Origin of the sequence: Pseudoalteromonas qingdaonensis, assembly GCF_038739665.1 — a bacterium.
GTDB lineage: Bacteria > Pseudomonadota > Gammaproteobacteria > Enterobacterales > Alteromonadaceae > Pseudoalteromonas > Pseudoalteromonas qingdaonensis.
The window spans coordinates 149,602-169,681 of sequence record NZ_JBCGCU010000002.1; the positions used below are offsets into that span (position 1 = coordinate 149,602).

The window sequence follows — 20,080 nt, forward strand, 5'->3', positions numbered from 1 at the left end:
AGGGCAAAGGCTGGGTTTGACATTTAAGGGCTGCGCTTTTAGGCTGCCCGCCTTTAAAGTTTTTAGTAGGGATTCAAGTGAATAAAAAACAGCTTATTGATGCCATGGGGCAACACAGCGGTTTAACGAAAAAGCAATGCGGTGCGGCACTTACGGCCATGCTCGATGCTATTAGTCGGTCATTACACGAAGGTGATGCGGTATTTATTCCCAAATTTGGCAATTTCTCCTTGAGCTATCATCCGAGCAAAATGGGCCGCAATCCACAAACTGGCGAGCAAATCGAAATTGCCGGGCAAAACAAGGTGGCCTTTAAGTGCGCCAAGGCACTTAAAGACCGATTACAAGCCTAGCGGGTCGCCGCCTTCATCTCGGCGCAAAATTCGCGTAGTGCTTGGCACATGGCCGCTTCATCATCTAAGTGCTGGGCAATGATCTTCACCACGGCCGAGCCACTAATAGCACCGCTGGCACCACTGTGCAGCGCTTGCCTTACATCCTCCGGGGTGCTGATCCCAAAGCCCAGCAAGGCTGGAGCGGCGTTATACTCGCTCAACTTAGTGACTAACTCCTGAGGTGGCATTTGCGCTTTTGTTTCTGTGCCTGTGACCCCGGCGCGAGAGAGCAAATAGGTGTAGCCGCGGCCATAGGAGGCACATTGGCGTAAGGTGTCATCGTCGGCATTGGGGGTAGCGATAAAAATAGGCGCTATGCCCTGGCTCATGGCCGCACGGCGAAAGACCTTGGACTCATGCAAAGGCACATCCGCAACCAAAATAGAGTCAACACCCGCTTCTTTGGCCAACCGATAAAAATTATCTATGCCCTTGGCAAACACCAGATTTGAATACAGCAGCAAGCCGATGGGAATATCGGCGTTATACTCGCGCACCTGCTTGATGATTTCAAAGCAGGTATCGGTATCGATATTTGCCGCCAAGGCGCGAATATTGGCTTCTTGTATCACCGGGCCATCGGCAATGGGGTCGGAGAAGGGAATGCCCAGCTCCAGGGCATCGGCGCCGCCATCAATCAGGCTTTTAATAATCGCCAGGCTTTGCTCCTTGTTGGGATCGCCTATGGTGACAAAAGGCACAAAGGCACCTTGGTTATTGGCACTTAGGTTGGCGAAGGTGGTTCTATAGCGATTCATTACTGCTCTCCTTTTGCTTGTAACACAGTGTGGACATGGGCCAGATCCTTATCCCCTCGGCCACTGAGGTTCACCACTAAAATGGTGTCCTGCTCTTGCTGCTCGGCATATTTTAAGGCGTAGGCCAGGGCATGGCTGGACTCAAGTGCGGGAATAATCCCTTCGTTGCGAGCCAATGCCTTAAAAGCATCCAGGGCTTCATCATCGGTAATGCCCACATACTGGGCGCGCCCAGTTTCATGTAAATAGGCGTGCTGTGGTCCCACCGCAGGGTAATCTAGGCCTGCGGATACCGAGTAGGACTCTTCAATTTGTCCCTGCTCGGTTTGCATAATATAGGTGTAGGCACCGTGCAGCACGCCCTTGGTGCCTTTGCACAAGGTGGCGCCGTGCTCACCGCTGTCCAGACCCTTGCCCGCAGGCTCAACGCCGATCAGTTTGACGCCAGGCTCGTCGATAAAGTCGTTAAACATGCCGATGGCATTGGAGCCGCCGCCAACACACGCAATCACCGCATCCGGCAAGCGGCCTTCCGCCGCCAATACCTGCTGCTTGGCTTCTTCACCGATCATTTTTTGGAATTCACGCACCAGGGTCGGGAAGGGGTGCGGCCCAGCTGCCGTGCCCAATAGATAGTGCGCGGTTTTATAGTTGGCAGACCAGTCGCGTAGCGCTTCGTTAACCGCGTCTTTCAAGGTGCCGGAGCCGGCGGTGACCGGGATCACTTCGGCGCCCATTAAGCGCATACGAAACACATTGGGTTGTTGGCGCTCGACGTCTTTAGCACCCATATAAATCCGGCATTTAAGGCCGAGTAAGGCGCAGGCCAGGGCCGTGGCCACGCCGTGTTGTCCGGCACCGGTTTCCGCTATCACTTCTTTTTTGCCCATTCGCTTGGTAAGCAGGGCTTGGCCGAGCACCTGGTTGGTTTTATGGGCGCCGCCATGGAGCAGATCTTCTCGCTTAAGATACAGCTTTACCTTAGGGTTTTTGACAAGATTGCGGGTTAATGTCAGGGGCGTTGGCCTGCCGGCATATTCGTTTAGCAATGAGTGGAACTCTTCCTGGAAGCTGGCATCCAGTTGCGCCTTGTTAAATTCATCTTCTAGCTGCTTAAGCGCCGGGACCAAAAGTTGCGGCACATACATGCCGCCGAAGTCGCCAAAATAGGCTGAATTTTTCATAACTACCTCAGTAATTCCTAATTGCCGCAAAGGCAGCGTTAATCTTATTAATACATTTTTTCCCAGGGCTGGACTCCACCCCGGAATTTAAATCTAAGCCCAAAGCCTGGGTTTGCTGGGCGCTGCCGATATTGTCTGCTTGAATGCCGCCAGCAAGCATATAGGGCGCCGTGGCGCCGCCGAGTAAATTCCAGTCGAACTGCACGCCTGTACCGCCCTTGGCGGCCTTGCTATAGGTGTCATACAGCACTCTGTCTACTCCAGCTATGCCCTCGGGAAGGGAGTCGGCCACCGCCTGAGCCTTCCAGATTTGGCAGGTCAGGGGCAAGGTGTTACGCAGGGTGCGAATATAATTCTCATCTTCATGACCATGTAATTGCACTGCGGCCAACTTAAGGCGATTGGCGTACTCGCTGACCTGCGTAATATCGGCATCGACAAACACGCCCACATAGCGCAGTGGTGCGCTGTCGACTATGGCCGAGGCGCAGTCGATATCCACATAACGGGGCGAGCCCGGGTAGAAAATAAGGCCACCATAATAGGCACCGGCTTGGTACACGGCCTGAGCATCCTGGATGCGAGTCAGGCCACAGACCTTATTCTCGCCAAGGATCAGGCTGCGACACGCCCCTTCTAAATCTGCCTGGGCCATCAGTGAGCTGCCAACCAAAAAGCCATCCACCAAGGGGCTTAGGCGCTTAACATCCTGATGGCTGTAGATACCGGACTCTGAGATCACCAATTTATCTTCAGGAATAAGTGCTCGCAGGCGCTCCGTGGTCGCCAAGTCCGTGCTTAAGTCCCTAAGGTCGCGGTTATTGATACCGATAATCTTGGCATCTAGGGCCAGGGCACGAGTGACTTCTTCTTCGTTACTGACCTCGGTCAGCACCGCCATATTCAACGAATGCGCCAGCGCTGCCAATTCCTGATAGGTGTCATCATCGAGCACCGACAGCATAAGTAAAATGGCATCGCCGCCGTGCAGGCGCGCCAGATAAACCTGGTAGGGGTCGATAAAGAAGTCTTTACAGATCAAAGGTTGATCCACAAGGGTACGCACCTTGGTCAGATAATCATAGCTGCCTTGAAAATACTTTTCATCGGTCAGCACACTGATGCAGCTGGCGTAGTGCTTATACACAGAGGTGATGCTCTCTAAGTCAAACACCTCGCGAATTAAGCCCTTTGACGGTGAGGCTTTTTTACATTCGAGAATAAAACTCGTTGGCGCCGCACTCAGGGCAGCATAAAAATCGCGCTGGCTTGGCTCGATTTGCGCGCTAAAGCTTGCCAGTGGGCGTGCCTGTTTGCGTGCTTCCACTTCGACGCGCTTGTCGGCGACGATTTTTTCTAAAACATTAGCCATGGCTCACCTCGATAATGGCATTAAGTGTGTGTTGTGCCTGGCCGCTGGCTAGGACTTGGCGCACCTGCTCGGCGGCCTCTTTAAAGCTGCTCGCCTTTTTATTGATAACTAACAGGGCGGCGACATTAGCAATAATGGCTCCGTTATGGGCGTCGCTCCCAAGGCCTGCTAAAATCGCGCGCGTGGCCTTGGCATTATATTCTGGGCCCTGGCCGCTGAGTTCGTCCAGGCTAAAGTGTGCCAAGCCAAAGTCGCTGGGGCTTAAGGTATATTCGCGCAACTGGCCATCATTTAGCTCTACGGCTTTAGTGTCGCCGTGCAGGGCAATTTCATCGGTCCCACTGCCATGCACTACCATGGCGCGTTGGCAACCCAGTTGTTTTAGGGTTTTTGCCATCGGCAGGCATAAGGCCGGGTCGTACACACCAAGCAGTTGTGCCTGAGGTTTGGCCGGGTTTGCCAAGGGGCCAAGCAGGTTAAACAAGGTGCGGGTTTTTAAGGTGGTGCGCACCGCCATGGCGTGTTTTACACCGCTGTGATACAGGGGCGCAAACAAAAATGTAAAACCGGTTCGCTCCAGCAAATTAGCCGCCTGCTCCGGGGTCATATTAATATTGACGCCCAGGCTTGCAAGCAAGTCGGAAGAGCCGCTATTGCTAGAGACGCTGCGATTACCGTGTTTGACCACATTAAGGCCACAGGCAGCGGCTACTAAAGAGGCGGTGGTGCTGATATTTATGGTATTAGCGCCATCGCCGCCGGTACCGCAGCTGTCGATTAAGTCAGTGGCCTGGGTGTGAAAGGGCAGCGCATTGGCGCGCATGGCCGAGGCCGCACCGGCGATTTCGTCACTGCATTCGCCCTTGATTTTAAGTGCCGTGAGTATGGCCGCCAGGCTAATATCGTCCACACGTCCTTGCATAATGTCGTTAAACAGGGTTTCTGCCTGGGCAAAGCTCAGGTCCTGCTGTTGGTATAGTTGTGCTAATACGTCCATGGCTTACTCCTTAGCGGTCAAATAGTCTAGGCTTTGGCGCAGTAACTGGGCGCCATTGGGCGTGAGGATCGACTCCGGGTGGAATTGATACCCGAGCACCTTATCCTGCGCCTGGCAAATGGCCATGGTCATGCCGTCGTACTCGGCGATCACCTCAAGCTCAGCCGATACGCTGGTTGCCACCAAGGAATGATAACGGGCCACCACTAAAGTATCGCCAAAGCCGCTAAACGCCGGATGTGGTGCCAAGGAAATAGCCGATGACTTACCGTGCACCGTTTCCTTGGCGTGACCGACAGTACCACCATAGGCTTGGGTTAATGCTTGCTGGCCAAGGCAAATACCAAGAATGGGAAATTGACCACGGCACAGCTCAATTAAAGCCATCAGGCAACCGGCATCGCTTGGCGCACCAGGACCGGGAGAGAGTACCAGCACCACGGGCTGGGTTTCGGCGCACATGCGCTGATAAATGCTCTGGGCATCCACCGTATTGCGATATACCACCAGGTCTTGTCCTAGCTGGGCAAACTCATCCACCAGGTTATAACTGAATGAGTCGATATTATCTAAGAAGTAAATCTTATATTTCATGCCCTTGTCTCCTTTTCACCAGCAGATTGGCTAGCGGCAATGGCGCTTAGCACGGCACTGGCCTTGGCACGGGTTTCATCCGCTTCGCTTTGTGGGTCTGAGTCAAACACCACGCCGGCACCGGCTTGGACATGGGCATAGCCGTCTTTGACAAAGGCACTGCGAATGACGATACAGGAGTCCATGGAGCCATCGCCGGTAAGATAACCCACGGCACCGCCATAACTGCCACGGCGTTTTTGCTCTACCTCACGGATTAGGCGGGCGGCGCTGACTTTAGGAGCACCGACCAGGGTGCCCATATTCATGCAGGCCTGATAGGCGTGCAGGGCATCTAAATCATCCTTCAATTGACCGACAACGCGCGATACCAGGTGCATCACATGAGAATAGCGGTCGACCTTCAGCAGCTCCTTAACATAACGGGTGCCGGCCTTGCTGATGCGGGCGACATCGTTACGAGCCAAATCAACCAGCATAATATGCTCGGCGCGCTCCTTGGCATCATCACGAAGATCCAGCTCAATACGTGAGTCGAGGTCGAGATTGATACTGCCGTCGGCGTTTTTACCACGTGGTCGGGTACCGGCAATAGGGTAGACCTCAACCTGGTTGCTGCTGGCGCAATATTTCAGTGCTGACTCAGGCGAAGCGCCAAACAGGCTGAAATCCTGATCGCGCAGGTAAAACATATAAGGGCTGGGGTTTTGCTGCTTCAATCTGGCGTAGGCGGCCAGCGGCTCAGTGCAGGGCAAGGTAAAGGTGCGCGAAGGCACGACCTGGAAAATATCACCATCGATAATATGCTGCTGCAATTGGCTAACCTGGGCCATAAAACGGGCGTCGTCAATATCGACCTGAGCCTGGCTTGGCGATAAGGGGTTTGTTGTGCTCGCTAGCGTGAATTCGCTCAGGTCGTCACAGAGCGTATTAAGGCGTTCAACCTGTTGTCCAACCTCAAAACAATTGGCATGAACCTCGGGGCCATTAAAGACATTGCCGATAATTTCTGTACTTTGTTCTTGATGATCTATTACCACCAAAGTTTCGGCTAGATAAAAAACATAGTCGGGACAGGTGTTTTCCTTGGTGGGCACGCCGGGTAAAGCTTCAGCGTTGGCGACCATGTCATAGCCCATTACGCCACCGAGAAACACCGAGAAGGGGTTGTCACCGTTGCTGTCGATACGCTCAATACATTGTCTTAGGGTATCAAAAGCATTCGCGGCCTTGAGCTTGGCATGCTCATCAAGGTTTTGGTTAACACTTGGGTAGCAAATATTCAGGGTGTCATTTTGCAACTCGGTGCTGGCATCGCTTAGGTGTTGCTGCAAATAAGGCAGGAGCTGGGCGCCATTGTTGGATAAGGCCTGAACCTGTACCTGGTTGCCGTTGCACTCAATGCGCAGCGCCGCATCGACTAGCACCAGGCTTTTTAAGTTGGCTTTGGAGTCGATTTCCGCCGACTCCAGCAATAAGGCATTGCTCTTATCCAGCTTGGCAAACAGGCTTAGCGCGGAGGGAATATAATCCCGTCGCAAACTAATGCTGGTCACTTGCCCGGCGGTCGTCGAGATGTGACTAAATATCATAAAAAAGGTCCTCATTCCCTTTTGTTTTAACCGATTTGTTCGGTTTTAAACGCTACATAATAAAAAACCCGCTGACTTAAGGATAAGCAGCGGGTTTGAAAATTGCTCAGCCATGATCAGGCCCACCCCGCTAGTTTGAGTGCCACCACCAAATCATCATGTGTTTAGACTGAGTAAAAATCATTGTTAGTTACCAAATTTAGTTACAAAAAAACCCGCGACATGGGCGGGTTTGTTATCAGTTCTGTGCTACCTACAGCCACGACTAATCCCACCCGCTAGTTCGAGTGCCACCACCAAGTGATATGAATTAGTTTTGCTGAGCGCATCTGTATTTCTTTTTGAACCGAAAAATTATGCCAATTAGTAAAACTTACCTCGGCATCAGAGTCAACCCCAAGGGGCATAAAAGTGCAAAGAAAACTTTGCTGGCCTAGGCAATGACATAAGTTGCCCCTAGGCGCCGGATAAAATGGTACACTGCCAGGGATTTAACAGTATGAACAAATGGGATAACCGCGTTGAAGTATGATCTCCACAGCCACAGTCAATTTTCCGATGGCAAGTTAAGCGTTGCTGAGCTTGTGCAGCGCGCCGCAGATAAGGGCGTGGATGTGTTGGCCCTGACCGATCATGACACTTTGGCGGGTATTGCGCCGGCGCAGGCCGCCATCAGCGAGTTGAACCTGCCGCTGACCTTAGTGCCTGGGGTTGAAATATCCACCCGCTGGCATAGCTTTGAAATTCATATTGTTGGTCTGCAGGTGGATACTGAAAACGAAGAGCTTAACGAATTGCTCGGCCAACAGCAGCAAAAACGCAGAGAACGTGCGCTTAAAATTGGTGAACGTCTGGATAAAGCCGGTTTTGAAAACACTCATGAGCAGGCCTTGGCGCTCGCTGAAAAAGCCCAGGTAACCCGCGCCCATTTTGCCCGTGTGCTGGTGGCCCAGGGCGCGGCAAAAACCATGCAGGGCGTGTTTAAAAAATATTTAAGCCGAGGCAATACCGGCTATGTGCCAAGCACCTGGTGCAATATGGGCACGGCTATAGACGCTATTCACAGCGCCGGTGGTCAGGCGGTGTTGGCGCACCCCGCGCGTTACAAGATGTCGAATAAATGGCTGCGCAAGCTTATTGGCGAGTTTAGTGGTCTAGGCGGCGATGCCATGGAAGTGGCACAAACCCAGCAGGCGCCCTGTGAGCGGCAGTTTTTAGGCCAGCTGGCGCGTGAAAATGGGCTCTTGTGCTCACAGGGTTCAGATTTCCATTTCCCTTTACCTTACATAGAATTAGGAAAGAACCTATACTTACCAAAAGACTGTGATGGCGTATGGCAACGCTGGCAGTCACAGCCATAAAACAATACCAAGGACAGCCATGAGTCAGTTTTTTCATATTCATCCGCAAAACCCGCAGCGTCGCCTTATTCAGCAGGCGGTGGACATTATTCGCCAAGGTGGGGTGGTGGTCTACCCAACCGACTCGGGTTATGCCATCGGCTGTCAGCTAGGTGAAAAGCAAGCCCAGGAGCGTATCACCCGCATTCGCGGCATCGAAAAGCACCATAATTTTACCCTGATGTGTCGCGATTTATCTGAGCTTGCCACCTATGCCCGGGTTGATAACCAGATGTTCCGCCTGATTAAAAACAATACCCCGGGGCCCTATACCTTTATTTTAAAAGGTACCAAAGAAGTGCCGCGCCGGGTGCTTAATGAGAAAAAGAAAACCATAGGTATTCGCGTCAGCAACCATCCTATCAGCCAGGCTTTACTAGAAGAGCTGGGCGCCCCCTTGATGAGTTGCTCGCTAATTTTACCCGGTGAGCAGTTTACCGAGTCAGATCCGGATGAAATCCGCCTACGTTTGGAAAAACAGGTGGACGTGATTATTCACGGCGGCTATTTAAGTGAGCAGGCCACTACTGTGATAGATATGTCCGAAGACGATATCGAGGTGCTGCGTATAGGCTGTGGCGACCCAAGTCCATTTCAATGACAGAGCTGCTCGCCCCAAAACAACAAAAGTTACCTCTGGCCTTTATCCGCGGCGAAGCCGTAATAGAAAAGCCGGAGGACTTGTATATTCCTCCCGATGCCTTAGAGGTGGTACTGGAAACCTTTGAAGGCCCCCTCGACTTACTTTTATACCTGATCAAAAAGCATAAGCTTGATGTGCTTGAGCTCTCTGTGTTTAGCATTACAGAGCAATATATGAAGTATGTGGAGATGATGCGCGAGTTTCAGCTTGAACTGGCGGGGGAATACCTGGTGATGGCGGCGCTGTTGGCGCAAATTAAGTCGCGACTTTTGTTACCGGTACATCAGGAGTTGGGTGAAGACGAAGAAGACCCCAGAGCCGAGCTGGTGCGCCGTCTACAGGAATACGAGCAATTTAAAAAGGCGGCAGAGCTCCTGGACGAAATTCCGCGCCTTGAGCGGGATATCTTTACCGCCCATGCCCTGGTTGATGAAAAGGCTAAGCCCGAGCCGCTGTTCCCTGATGTTTCCATGCAGGATCTGATGCTGGCCCTAAGTGATGTGATGGCGCGGGCAAAAACCTTTGAGCATCATCATATTAGCCCAGAGCACTTGTCTACCCGCCAGCGCATGAGTGATATTCTCGCGCGGCTGCAACAGGCGCCCGGTTACCTCGACTTTCATGCCTTATTTACCGTATCTGAAGGCCGTGCCGGTGTAGTCGTTACTTTTATCGCCATTTTAGAGCTGACCAAAGAAGGGCTGATCTTGTGCCAGCAGCCCACGAGCGAGTCTCTTATTCATGTGCGCTTAAAACCACAAGAGGCATGAAGCGCTTTGCCTTCGGGCCCGGCTCTGCCATAATAGCCGTTGCGACGGAGGTGCACTTATGAGCAGCAGACGTATTAGTGATGAGCAACTGGTCGAGCTTATTGAAGCGGCTATTTTTGTATCACCACAACCACTGACAAAAAAACAACTAAAAGAAACCCTACTCAGTGATATCAGCGTGACGCCCAAGCGGCTAAACCAGGCACTGGAAAGCATAGAAGAGCATTATCAAACCCGCGGCATTCGCCTGGTCAAGGTGGGCTCGGGCTATCGTTTTCAAGCCTGTAGCAGCTTAAGCCCTTGGCTAAGTCAGCTGTTCGTGGAGCGAGCGCCTAAGTATTCCCGGGCGCTGATGGAGACCTTGTCGCTTATCGCCTATCGCCAGCCCATTACCCGAGGCGAGATTGAGCAGGTGCGCGGTGTCACCGTGGCCAGTAATATTATCAAAACCCTGCAGGAGCGGGGCTGGGTTAAAGTAGTGGGTCATAAAGAAGTACCGGGAAGACCGGCCTTGTATGCCACCACCAATGAATTTTTAGACTATTTTTCTTTATCTGGTTTGGAGCAGTTACCGCCTTTACCGGCGCAGCAGCAAAGCCAGATAGAAAAACTATTGCATGATCCTTCTGTGAGAGAACCATCTTAATGAGTGAAAAGTTACAAAAAGTGTTAGCCCGTGCCGGTGTTGGCTCCCGTCGTGAGATGGAAAAGTACATCGAAGGGAACCGTGTCAGCGTTGACGGTAAAGTGGCGCGTTTGGGCGATAGAGTTGAACCGACCCAGCTGATCCGTGTTGACGGTCATATCGTCAAGATTGAGCAACCAGCGGAGCGCATTTGTCGGGTGATTATGTACCATAAGCCGGAAGGCGAATTGTGTACCCGTAAAGATCCTGAAGGCCGTCGCACCGTGTTTGACCGCCTGCCGCGTATCGACGGCGATCGCTGGATTGCCATCGGCCGTTTGGATATCAATACCTCGGGCCTTTTGTTGTTTACCAATGACGGTGAACTGGCAAACCGCCTGATGCATCCCAGCTATGAAATCGAGCGTGAATACTCGGTACGTGTATTTGGTGATGTCACCAATGACACCTTGAAAACCCTGACAAAGGGCGTTGAATTAGATGACGGCCCGGCACGCTTTCATACCATCAAACCCATGGGCGGTGAGGGGATCAACAAGTGGTTTAATGTGACCCTGAGTGAAGGCCGTAACCGTGAGGTACGCCGTATGTGGCAATCGCAGGGCGTGGAAGTATCCCGTCTTATTCGTGTGCGCTACGGTGAGCTGGATTTGGACAAGCGTTTACCGCAAGGCGGCTGGATAGAGCTGGAGCTGGGTCGCGTAAACTACTTACGTAAGAGTGTTGGCCTGCGCCCGGAAAAGCAAACCAAGTTGACCGTAGAGCAGCTGCAGCCTAAGCGTAAGGATAAACGCGCTCAGGTGAACCGTATTCGTAAGGCGGTGAAAAAGCACAATCAACGTGTGCAGCAGCAAAAGAAACGCAGATAAGCTGCTGAGAAATAAAAAACGCCGTATTAACGGCGTTTTTTGCTTTTAGCGCTTACTTTTTCGGTTGCGCATCCAGCGACTGACCATTTACCTCGATTGAGTCATCGCTCATCAGGTACAGGTAAGTTGGCATCAAATCTTCTGGCGTCGCCAGTTTATCTCTGTCTTCACCTGGGAAGGCGCTGGCACGCATGCTGGTGCGGGTTGCGCCTGGGTTAATACAGTTGATGCGGATATTGGTTTTACCCACTTCTTTTGACCAAGTTTGCATCATGCCTTCGGTGGCGAATTTAGAGATAGAGTAGGCACCCCAAAATTCACGACCCTCGCGGCCTACACCCGATGAGGTAAAGATAATAGAAGCATGTGGCGCCTTGCGTAGCACAGGGAACATGGCCTTGGTTAACAGGGCTTGGGCGGTGACATTCACCTTCATAATGCTTTCAAAGGTCGATGAACAAAAGTGCTCAAGGGGACCTAGAGAGCCGAGGATACTGGCATTGTTCAACAGGCCATCAAGCTTGCCAAATTGCTGCTCTATGGTAGCAGCTAGGTCGCGATAGTTTTGCTTGGTGGCACCTTTTAAATCCATAGGTACAATCGCAGGCTGTGGGTAACCGGCGGCAACAATTTCATCGTACACGGCTTCGAGTTTTTTGGTGGTCTTACCCAGCAAGATCACGGTAGCACCGTGCTTGGCGTAAGTCAGGGCGGCAACACGGCCGATGCCGTCGCCGGCTCCGGTAACGAGTATGGTTTTTTGGTCTAGTGCGTCCGCACTTGCATTGTAGTTTTGCATCAGTAACACCTAGCGCATGATTTTTGCTGGATTTTACCACAGTCGATAAACAAGTAAGTGATTTATTACAAATTTAAGTGGCGAAACGTACCCGTTTACGATAAGTTAAACTGGTCTAATGTGTCATTAACGATTTTTTATCCTTTTGATTAACATTATTTGCGCAGAACAATAAGAACAGGTTTGGAGCCAACACAATGAAAAAAATGCTACTTTCTCTCGCTGTAGCTTCTGCTCTCGCTGGCTGTGGCAGCGAAGACACGCTCGAAGAAATCAAAACAGAAACCCCGGCAGTCATTCCGCAATCCACCGTGGTTTTTGACCCAAGTAACGGTGCTGTGTCGGTTCCTAACGACCTGCTATTTAGCGGCACTCAAGACGGCACTCTAGTGATCCCTGGCGAAGGAGATGATTACAGCAGTCCCCAGTTGGCCTTAGGTGCCTTAGACGGCTGGTCGACACAAACGCCATTTAAAATCGACTTAAAATTCGCAGCTGGCGTAAGCTTAGATGCAACCTCGGCAGCCACCCCGGGTAGCGTACGTATTTTTGAAGTAGTGATGGGCGCAGATCAAAGCTCACAAACGTGTGCCCCTGTACCCGCTGGTATCGCCTGTGAGTTTGTTAAAGAACTCAGCTTCGGCGTAGATTTTATCACCCAAGGCAGTGGTGATGCGGTGGCCGTAGTGCCATTGAAACCTTTCACGCAAGGCCGCTCTTATATCACGGTATTAACAACTGGCCTAAAAGACAGTGAAGGCCGTTCTATTGCATCCTCTTCGACTTATGCTTTGGCAAGCGGTGAAGAGCCTTTGGTGACTCCAGAGCAAAAGTCACTGCAAGCCGTGTTAAACAGCTATGAAAATGTCATAGTCGGCAACACAGACCTTAATAAAGACGACATTATTTATTCTGCGGCCATGACCATGCAATCGGCCGGCGAGGTGCTGAGCACCATTAAGAGTATCCTGGCGGCCTCTTTGCAAGAGCCAAGCCTGCCAACACCTGCGGTGCAAATTCCGGATCAACCGCTGATCACCGTGGGTCAGCTTTTTGCTATGCAAGGCATGCAAAATGTGCCTGCGATGTTTAATGCGGTGAGTTATGAGAAGGGCAGCGTACTGCTGCCAAACTACCTGAAGACTCCTGAAGGTACCGAACTTAGCGATTTAAACGACGTTTATTGGCAAGGGGCCTGTGACAATGCCATTGCTGTGATGGGCTATAAAGAAAAAGTGGGCGAAGCCTTCCCTGAGCAGCCTCTGTCTGCAGACGACGCCTTATGTCATGCCTTAAGCGGCGGTTTGCTGCGCGACCTTGGCTTGGATGACAAGCGCCATCTTACCAAGTACAACAAGATCCCCAAAGTACAGAGTATCGCTAATGTACCTGTGCAGGTTACTAAGCCAAGCGATTTGGCCACTCTTAACGCCATTCGTGGCCAGTTAGGTTTACCAGCAATGAGCATGCCTGCAGGCGGCTGGCCCGTGGTTATTTTGCAGCATGGTATTACCAGCAAAAAAGAAGATATGCTGGCGTTGAGTGGAGCGCTAAGCTTGCAAGGTTTTGCAACCGTTGCCATTGATCACCCTAACCATGGGGAGCGTGGTATAGATGTGGATCTTGACGGTGTAGATGACTTTAACGCATCAACGGGTTCGGTGCTTGCTTATATGAACCTCAACTCACTGCTTGTTGCGCGTGATAACCTTCGTCAGTCTGCGGCGGATTTACTTGGTTTACGACTGGCGTTAAATTTTGCCCAAGATGCTGAGCTTAACACCTTGGATGTAAGTTTTGTTGGCCATTCATTAGGTGCGGTAGTTGCGCCGGCATTTTTGGCTACAACCAATGCGCCTTTGGCGGCTCAGGTGGACCCCTTGTTTAAAGTGAACACGGTAGCGCTTGCCAGTGGTGGGGGGGGTGTTGCAAGTTTCCTGGTTGAGTCGGGCTCTTTCGGTTCCTTTATTCAGGGCTCAGTTTTGGCTGGCGCGGGCACGGCGGAATCATTGGCCTTTGGTGCCTTCTTACAAGATGGTGCCCTAGCAAGTTGTGCTGACTATATATCCAATCAACAGGCGTATGTAGGCTGTAGCTTTGCAGCCTTTAGCGCTGAGTTGGCTGCATTGGGAGATACAACAGGCCTGGCGAATATTAAAAGTCTGATCACTGAATTTGCATTTGCGGCTCAAACCGCGTTAGATGCAGGCGATGCGAGCAACTATGCAATGCGTGTTAAAGACTTAAATATTCCTGTTTATACCGGGGTTGTTGTTGGCGATGGTGCTCAAAATAAAGCCGATACTGTGATCCCACCGACAGTCGCAAGCAACCCAATCGCAGGTACCATGCCTTTGGCCCTGCTGATGGGCGCGACCGTTACGTCACAGCCGCAAATGACACAAGCGCCGCAAAGTTACCTTGTACGCTTTAGTAAAGGCCATCACGGTACCTTGCTAACTCCAGCTGCGAACCTAAGTGCCGGTGCTACAGCTCAAGACAGCGCCGCCGCTAACATGGAAATGCAACAACAAGTGGCTGCTTACTTAAAATCTAAGGGCACCGTGCTTGCTGTCACCAATACAGACGTTATAGCGCAATAAAGCGACTATGCAGGTAACTAAGCCGTACCCTCAAGGGTGCGGCTTTTTTTATGTCGGTACCTTGTGTTACATTGCCAGAATCTAATTTAAGAGGAATTTCAGTGGAATACTTGTTTGAATATGGCTTGTTTTTGGCTAAGGCTCTGACCATAGTGGTGGCCATAGGTGTGGTTATTGCGCTTATCGTTGGCGCCGCGGCTAAGCCAAAAACTAAGCCCGGCACTTTGGAAGTAGATGATTTATCCGAGCAGATGAAGCAGATAAAGGACGACTTTTTAGAGCACACCTTGGATAAAAAGGCCTTAAAGGTACTTAATAAAGAACGTAAACAAGCGGCTAAGGAAGAGTCGGACAAAGAGACCAAGGGTAAGCTGTATGTTATTGACTTTAAAGGCTCAATGGATGCCCATGAAGTTGAGTCTTTACGTCAGGAAGTGAGCGCCATTATCAGCTTGGCGGATAAGGACAAAGACCAGGTGCTGGTGCGCTTAGAGAGCGGCGGTGGTGTGGTACATGGCTATGGCCTTGGCGCATCGCAATTGCAACGCCTTAAAGACGCTGAGATTAAGCTGACTGTGGCTATAGACAAGGTTGCCGCCAGCGGTGGCTATATGATGGCCTGTGTGGCCGATGAAATAATCGCAGCGCCTTTTGCCATTGTCGGCTCTATCGGTGTGATTGCGCAAATCCCGAACTTTAATAAGGTGCTCAAAAAGCACGATATTGATTATGAGCAGATCACCGCGGGTCAATATAAGCGCACCCTGACCCTGTTTGGCGAAAATACCGATGCCGGACGGGAAAAGTTCCGTGAAGAAATAGAGCAAACCCATGCCTTATTTAAGCAGTTTGTGGCTCAGCATCGTCCAGGTATGAATATGGAGCAAGTGGCCACCGGTGAGCACTGGTTTGCTCTTGATGCCAAGGATAAGGGGCTGGTGGACAGAATCAGCACCAGCGACGATGAGCTATTGAATCTGGTACGGGACTACCAAGCCTACAAAGTGACCTATAGGCAGAAAAAAGGCCTGGCGGAGAAGGTAGCAAAGAATTTTGCCATTACCATAGAGCAGCTTGGGATGCGTCTTTGGAGTAAAAGTAAGAGCTTAAGACCTTAATTTTAAAGGTGAATTAAAAAAGCCTCGCGTGTTGCGAGGCTTTTTTTTGAACATTAAACCGACTAGTTTTATGTATTAGCTCTTAGCCTTGGGCTTATATTCTTCCAGCTCCTTGGCCGATTCTAAGTCATTAAACACGCCCTCATCGAGCTGACCTTCGGACTTGGCCACCACGCAGGTCACCATACAGTCGCCGGTCACATTAACCGCAGTGCGGGTCATATCCAGCAGGCGGTCAACGCCTATGATCAGGGCAATACCTTCTACTGGCAGGCCAACCTGATTAAGTACCATGGCCAGCATGATCAGGCCAACTCCCGGTACCCCAGCTGTACCTACCGAGGCCAGAGTTGCGGTCAGAATAACCATAAGGTAATCGGATAGGGTTAAATCAACCATAAAGACTTGGGCAATAAATACGGTGGCAACACCCTGCATAATAGCGGTGCCGTCCATATTAATGGTGGCGCCCAGAGGTACGGTAAAAGAAGCCACAGAGTTGCTGGCTCCCAGCTTTTTGGTTGCCGTCTCAAGGGTCACCGGCATGGTGGCGCTGGAGCTTGAGGTACTAAAGGCAAACAAGCAGGTGTCTTTCATCTGCGCCAGGAATCTAAATGGACTTAGGCCGGTAAAGACTTTGAAGATAACCGAGTAATTTATTAAACCATGGATGGCCAGGGCCAAAAGCACCACGCCAAAGTATTTGGCCAGGCTCCAGATCAGTGCGATTTCTATGGTGGTAAAGAGTTTTGCCATCAAACAAAATACCCCGTATGGGGCGATATTCATAAGCAGGGTTACCAGCTTAAGAATCACATTATTTAGGTCTTCAAAAATTGCGCTCAGGCGTTGTCCCGCTTCGCCGCTCAGCGCCATGGCGACACCAAAAAGCAGTGAAAATACAATTACTTGAAGCATGTTTCCATTGGCCATTGCATCTATGGGGTTGGTTGGGAACATGCCGATGATCACCTGCGCCAGGGTCGGTGCCTGTTTAGCATCAAAACTGGCATTATGGGGCAGGGCAATGCCTTCACCTGGGTTAAACAGTAGCGCCAGGGTAATAGCAACGGTAATGGCAATGGCTGTAGTGGCAAGGTACAAAACGATGGACTTACCGCCTAAGCGCCCCAAAGTTTTTGGATCGCTTAAGTTACAAGTACCGCAAACCAGGGACACAAACACCAAGGGCACTACCAACATCTTTAAACTGGCGATAAAGATTTGTCCGCCGATATGGAACAGGCCATCAACAAAAAATGCTTTAATTGGCAGGGAAAAAAGCCCTAAGTTCAAGAGTAATTCTTTTTCACCGCCGAGGATAAATTTGAATAGGAAGCCAACAAATACTCCCAGTCCCATACCCAGCATAATGCGTGTGGTGAGACTTAATGAACCTTGTGAAGACATAAATGACATTTAACTTCATTATAATATTTTTGCTATAGCCTATCAGTGAAGTGACTTTAATGCAGCGAAAAAAGAGAAGTTTTTTTAAAAATGAATGCGTATTTTCTGCAGCTTAGGTTAGTATTAAGTAAAATAATTTAAATAAAATAAACGTAAGGGAGAATTCAATGCGTTTTATGAGATTGCTCTGTGCATCAATATTGAGTTTGCTTCTCGTCGCCTGTGGTGGAGGTGGCAGTTTAGAATCAAACGGAAATGGTGAGATTGGAAGTGGTGGTAACGGTGGAACTGGTGGCACAGTCACTACCACTTATACCATCACAATTGAATTTGAAGACCGCGTGGTAACTTTCGATGAGCCATTGGAAATCTTGGCTACGGTAAAAACGTCTGAGGGTGATCCAGTTGTCAGTCAAGTTGTTAACTTTGACACTTCACTAGGAAGCTTCGATCCTTCAACGGGTACAGCAAAAACTAACGCTGATGGTGTTGCCACAATCAAGCTAGAAGCTGGTACGATTGAAGGCGCTGGTACTGTTGTGGCTTCCTATGAGAATGTTTCGGCAAAGTTAGGTTTCGTAACCGCGGGTGATGAACCAATCACCACCGAAGACGGAGCAGCACTGAATATTCGTATTCTACAAAACTGTCCAGATGGTTGGCGTGATGTTGATCGCTCTCAAGTAGAACTTGATCCAACTCAGTGTGAACTTAATGACAATCTCTCAACTGAGCCTGCAATTGTCTTTATCAAAGTGACACGAGACAATTCATCTACGCCGATTCGAGGAGCTGTCGTAACCGGTGTGACGACTAAAGGTCACATCTTAGAGCAAGATGGCCAATCTCGTACTGATAACTTTGGTATCGCTTTACTTAACCTTTCGGCAGGTAATGACGATGGCACAGGTCAGGTAACTGTGGATGTACTTGACGCGTCTCAAACAACCTCTTTTGAGATCAATGCGGTGCAGCTAGTTATGACTCTTGACACCGGATTGGCAGAAGGAGAGGTATTGGCTGCAGGCTCTACAACTATTATTTCAGCTAACTTAGCGCTATCAACGGGTGAGTCTTTCACAACCCCAGTTGATGTGAAGTTCACTTCTTCGTGCGCCGCGTCTACTCCTCCCTTAGCAACGATAGATGAGGTTGTAACTAGTATTGGTGGTAAAGCGAATGCTACCTATCGTGCTAACGGTTGTAACGGTGATGACGTGGTTACAGCTACTTTGAGTACGGGCCAAACCGCATCGGTCACATTGCCCGTCGCCGTCGCTGAAACTGGCTCTATCGAGTACTTAGGTGCCACTAACCCAGTGTTAGCAATCAAGGGTACCGGTGGTGAAAGCTTAAAAGAGTTAAGTGTCCTTACATTCCGTTTACTGGATGTTAGTGGTAATCCTGTACCGCAGAAAGAAATGAACTTTGAACTGACGCAAAACCCAGGTGGCGCCGTTATCGATAGCACATCACAATTTACCAATAATAATGGTGACGTGATGGTTACTGTGCGTTCGGGTCTGACCGCAGGGGTATTAAAGGTAAAAGCATCGCATCTGAAGGTCGATGGTGGCACTGAGGAGTTGTTGACCTCTTTATCTAACGGCGTAACCGTGACAACGGGCGTTGCCGACCAAAACAGCTTTACCTTGGCTGCTGCGCAACTAAATCCAGAGGCATTGAATCAAGCGAATGTTGTCGTAGATCTGACGGTTTTAGCTGCCGATAAATACAACAACTTTGTGCCAGATGGTACCGAGGTTTATATCACTACAGAGGGTGGTGCTGTAGGCACTATTGATGGGCAAAGCCTCTCCGAGCAGCTATTGTGTCGTACTGTTGACGGCGTTTGTAACGCTCAGTGGCGTAGTCAAAACCCAATTCCTTACCATCATAGCATCTATAAAAATAGCGTAGCTGATAAGTGTGATCGTTGGTTTGGCGCTGCCGCACCTTGTACCTATGGTATTCGTGAATCACGCTTAGATGCTGCCGGCAACATTGAAGCTTATCTGGATGAAAGTGGTCAGGATTTAGCACTGAATCAAGGCCTGTTAGCGCCAATAGACCGCCCTCTTGGTGGCCGTGCAACCATCATTGCTATGTCAAATGGTGAAGAAAGCTTTGTTGACCTGAACAACAATGGTCGCTTCGATGCTGGCGAATTTGATGCCGTATTGGCGGATCTTTCCGAGGCTTTCGTGGATAACAATGAAAATGGTATCTACGATGGTGCTACAGCACCGGCTGATCCTTTGACATCAAATGGTGGAGAAAACGAAATTTTCTTTGATAAAGAAGCCAATGACTCTCTTAATGGTGTGTTTGACGAGGGTAACGGCATATACAACGGCCTGTTGTGCCAAGATGAAACACTTGATAATTGTTCGCGTGATTTGGTTGATGTGCGTGAAGATTTGGTCATGGTGATGTCAGGCAGTGAAGCTTATTTCCGTGCCGTAACGCCTATGCCTAATGTAGGCTGTCAAGCTGTATTGGAAACTGACTTTATTAGCCTTGAATCTAGCGATACACTAAATACTTGTGATATCAATGGTATAGACATTTCTAGCTCTACACCTTACGAAGTGATCGACGTTGATGTGTATATGTCCGATGTGCATAATAACCCGTTACCAGCAGGCACGCAGATTACTCTTAGCGCAGATAATGGCGTCCTTAGTGGTACAACTAGCTATACCGTACCGAGCACAAACAACATTATGCCTCTGGCTATTGGGGTAACGATTTCTCGCGAGACCGACCCTAATGGGAAAGCGGTGGGGTCACTAAGCGTTGAATACACAACCCCAAGCGGCTTAGTTGGTGTTAAAAAACTCGTCACAATTAAAGACGAAGGCTAATCGCCAATTATAGAAAATGCCAACCTAGCGGTTGGCATTTTTGTTTTTATTACTATATATTGC

Annotated in this window: 17 protein-coding genes; 9 read left to right on the forward strand and 8 right to left on the reverse strand. The window is 50.1% G+C overall.

The window, feature by feature from the left end; genetic code table 11:
- Window positions 1-77 precede the first annotated feature (77 nt).
- A complete protein-coding gene (locus WCN91_RS02795; RefSeq protein ID WP_342676068.1) occupies window positions 78-353 on the forward strand; it encodes an HU family DNA-binding protein in 276 nt (91 codons plus the stop codon).
- Here WCN91_RS02795 and trpA read toward each other — a convergent pair.
- From trpA to WCN91_RS02825, 6 genes are read right to left on the reverse strand one after another with little or no spacing between them, the layout of a single operon-like run.
- Window positions 350-1,153, reverse strand: coding sequence for a tryptophan synthase subunit alpha (gene trpA, locus WCN91_RS02800; RefSeq protein WP_342676070.1), 804 nt, complete (start codon window positions 1,151-1,153; stop codon window positions 350-352). The genes WCN91_RS02795 and trpA overlap by 4 nt on opposite strands.
- Window positions 1,153-2,337 carry a tryptophan synthase subunit beta gene (gene trpB, locus WCN91_RS02805; RefSeq protein WP_342676072.1) on the reverse strand — a complete coding sequence of 395 codons (1,185 nt, stop codon included), beginning with the start codon at window positions 2,335-2,337 and terminating at the stop codon, window positions 1,153-1,155. Before trpB ends, trpA begins: the two co-directional genes overlap by 1 nt.
- Before the next feature lie 7 nt (window positions 2,338-2,344).
- A complete protein-coding gene (trpCF, locus tag WCN91_RS02810) occupies window positions 2,345-3,709 on the reverse strand; it encodes a bifunctional indole-3-glycerol-phosphate synthase TrpC/phosphoribosylanthranilate isomerase TrpF (protein WP_342676074.1) in 1,365 nt (454 codons plus the stop codon).
- Entirely contained in the window at window positions 3,702-4,706 is a 1,005-nt protein-coding gene (gene trpD / locus WCN91_RS02815; protein ID WP_342676077.1) for an anthranilate phosphoribosyltransferase, read from the reverse strand. The genes trpCF and trpD overlap by 8 nt, the downstream gene beginning before the upstream one ends.
- 3 nt (window positions 4,707-4,709) lie before the next feature.
- Window positions 4,710-5,300: an aminodeoxychorismate/anthranilate synthase component II gene (locus WCN91_RS02820; RefSeq protein ID WP_342676079.1), complete on the reverse strand. Its 591-nt coding sequence runs from the start codon at window positions 5,298-5,300 to the stop codon at window positions 4,710-4,712.
- Complete coding sequence (locus tag WCN91_RS02825) at window positions 5,297-6,892, reverse strand: anthranilate synthase component 1 (protein ID WP_342676081.1); 1,596 nt, start codon at window positions 6,890-6,892, stop codon at window positions 5,297-5,299. Before WCN91_RS02825 ends, WCN91_RS02820 begins: the two co-directional genes overlap by 4 nt.
- Before the next feature lie 521 nt (window positions 6,893-7,413).
- Here WCN91_RS02825 and rnm point away from each other — a divergent pair.
- Genes rnm through rluB form a run of 5 tightly spaced genes read left to right on the forward strand, consistent with a single transcriptional unit; the run spans window position 7,414 to window position 11,220 of the window.
- Window positions 7,414-8,253, forward strand: coding sequence for an RNase RNM (gene rnm, locus WCN91_RS02830; protein ID WP_342676083.1), 840 nt, complete (start codon window positions 7,414-7,416; stop codon window positions 8,251-8,253).
- Window positions 8,254-8,272: 19 nt separating this feature from the next.
- The gene (locus tag WCN91_RS02835; RefSeq protein ID WP_342676085.1) at window positions 8,273-8,893 is read left to right on the forward strand and encodes an L-threonylcarbamoyladenylate synthase; all 621 of its coding nucleotides are present in this window, start codon (window positions 8,273-8,275) and stop codon (window positions 8,891-8,893) included.
- Window positions 8,890-9,705: a segregation and condensation protein A gene (locus WCN91_RS02840; RefSeq protein ID WP_342676087.1), complete on the forward strand. Its 816-nt coding sequence runs from the start codon at window positions 8,890-8,892 to the stop codon at window positions 9,703-9,705. The genes WCN91_RS02835 and WCN91_RS02840 overlap by 4 nt, the downstream gene beginning before the upstream one ends.
- Before the next feature lie 58 nt (window positions 9,706-9,763).
- A complete protein-coding gene (scpB, locus tag WCN91_RS02845) occupies window positions 9,764-10,351 on the forward strand; it encodes an SMC-Scp complex subunit ScpB (protein WP_342676089.1) in 588 nt (195 codons plus the stop codon).
- Window positions 10,351-11,220, forward strand: a complete 870-nt coding sequence (gene rluB / locus WCN91_RS02850) for a 23S rRNA pseudouridine(2605) synthase RluB (RefSeq protein ID WP_342676091.1) — start codon at window positions 10,351-10,353, stop codon at window positions 11,218-11,220. The genes scpB and rluB overlap by 1 nt, the downstream gene beginning before the upstream one ends.
- Window positions 11,221-11,272: 52 nt before the next feature.
- On the opposite strand, the gene WCN91_RS02855 is transcribed toward rluB, so the two are convergent.
- Complete coding sequence (locus WCN91_RS02855) at window positions 11,273-12,019, reverse strand: YciK family oxidoreductase (protein ID WP_342676093.1); 747 nt, start codon at window positions 12,017-12,019, stop codon at window positions 11,273-11,275.
- A 197-nt stretch (window positions 12,020-12,216) separates the two neighbouring features.
- Between WCN91_RS02855 and WCN91_RS02860 the strand changes: the two genes are divergently transcribed.
- Both WCN91_RS02860 and sohB read left to right on the forward strand, forming a co-directional pair.
- Entirely contained in the window at window positions 12,217-14,622 is a 2,406-nt protein-coding gene (locus WCN91_RS02860) for a VolA/Pla-1 family phospholipase (protein WP_342676095.1), read from the forward strand.
- A 101-nt stretch (window positions 14,623-14,723) separates the two neighbouring features.
- Window positions 14,724-15,740: a protease SohB gene (gene sohB / locus WCN91_RS02865; RefSeq protein ID WP_342676097.1), complete on the forward strand. Its 1,017-nt coding sequence runs from the start codon at window positions 14,724-14,726 to the stop codon at window positions 15,738-15,740.
- Between the two features lie 75 nt (window positions 15,741-15,815).
- Here the strand turns inward: sohB and WCN91_RS02870 are convergent, their stop codons facing one another.
- Entirely contained in the window at window positions 15,816-17,150 is a 1,335-nt protein-coding gene (locus tag WCN91_RS02870; protein WP_342676372.1) for a dicarboxylate/amino acid:cation symporter, read from the reverse strand.
- A 167-nt stretch (window positions 17,151-17,317) separates the two neighbouring features.
- On the opposite strand from WCN91_RS02870, the gene WCN91_RS02875 reads away from it, so the two are divergent.
- Window positions 17,318-20,017, forward strand: coding sequence for an Ig-like domain-containing protein (locus WCN91_RS02875; protein ID WP_342676099.1), 2,700 nt, complete (start codon window positions 17,318-17,320; stop codon window positions 20,015-20,017).
- Window positions 20,018-20,080 lie beyond the last annotated feature (63 nt).

Coding starts and splice junctions, on each gene's coding strand:
- trpA (WP_342676070.1), bottom strand. CDS start 1,153: ATGAATCGCTATAGAACCACCTTCGCCAACCTAAGTGCCAATAACCAA.
- trpB (WP_342676072.1), bottom strand. CDS start 2,337: ATGAAAAATTCAGCCTATTTTGGCGACTTCGGCGGCATGTATGTGCCG.
- trpCF (WP_342676074.1), bottom strand. CDS start 3,709: ATGGCTAATGTTTTAGAAAAAATCGTCGCCGACAAGCGCGTCGAAGTG.
- trpD (WP_342676077.1), bottom strand. CDS start 4,706: ATGGACGTATTAGCACAACTATACCAACAGCAGGACCTGAGCTTTGCC.
- WCN91_RS02820 (WP_342676079.1), bottom strand. CDS start 5,300: ATGAAATATAAGATTTACTTCTTAGATAATATCGACTCATTCAGTTAT.
- WCN91_RS02825 (WP_342676081.1), bottom strand. CDS start 6,892: ATGATATTTAGTCACATCTCGACGACCGCCGGGCAAGTGACCAGCATT.
- WCN91_RS02835 (WP_342676085.1), top strand. CDS start 8,273: ATGAGTCAGTTTTTTCATATTCATCCGCAAAACCCGCAGCGTCGCCTT.
- WCN91_RS02840 (WP_342676087.1), top strand. CDS start 8,890: ATGACAGAGCTGCTCGCCCCAAAACAACAAAAGTTACCTCTGGCCTTT.
- scpB (WP_342676089.1), top strand. CDS start 9,764: ATGAGCAGCAGACGTATTAGTGATGAGCAACTGGTCGAGCTTATTGAA.
- rluB (WP_342676091.1), top strand. CDS start 10,351: ATGAGTGAAAAGTTACAAAAAGTGTTAGCCCGTGCCGGTGTTGGCTCC.
- WCN91_RS02855 (WP_342676093.1), bottom strand. CDS start 12,019: ATGCAAAACTACAATGCAAGTGCGGACGCACTAGACCAAAAAACCATA.
- WCN91_RS02860 (WP_342676095.1), top strand. CDS start 12,217: ATGAAAAAAATGCTACTTTCTCTCGCTGTAGCTTCTGCTCTCGCTGGC.
- WCN91_RS02870 (WP_342676372.1), bottom strand. CDS start 17,150: ATGTCTTCACAAGGTTCATTAAGTCTCACCACACGCATTATGCTGGGT.
- WCN91_RS02875 (WP_342676099.1), top strand. CDS start 17,318: ATGCGTTTTATGAGATTGCTCTGTGCATCAATATTGAGTTTGCTTCTC.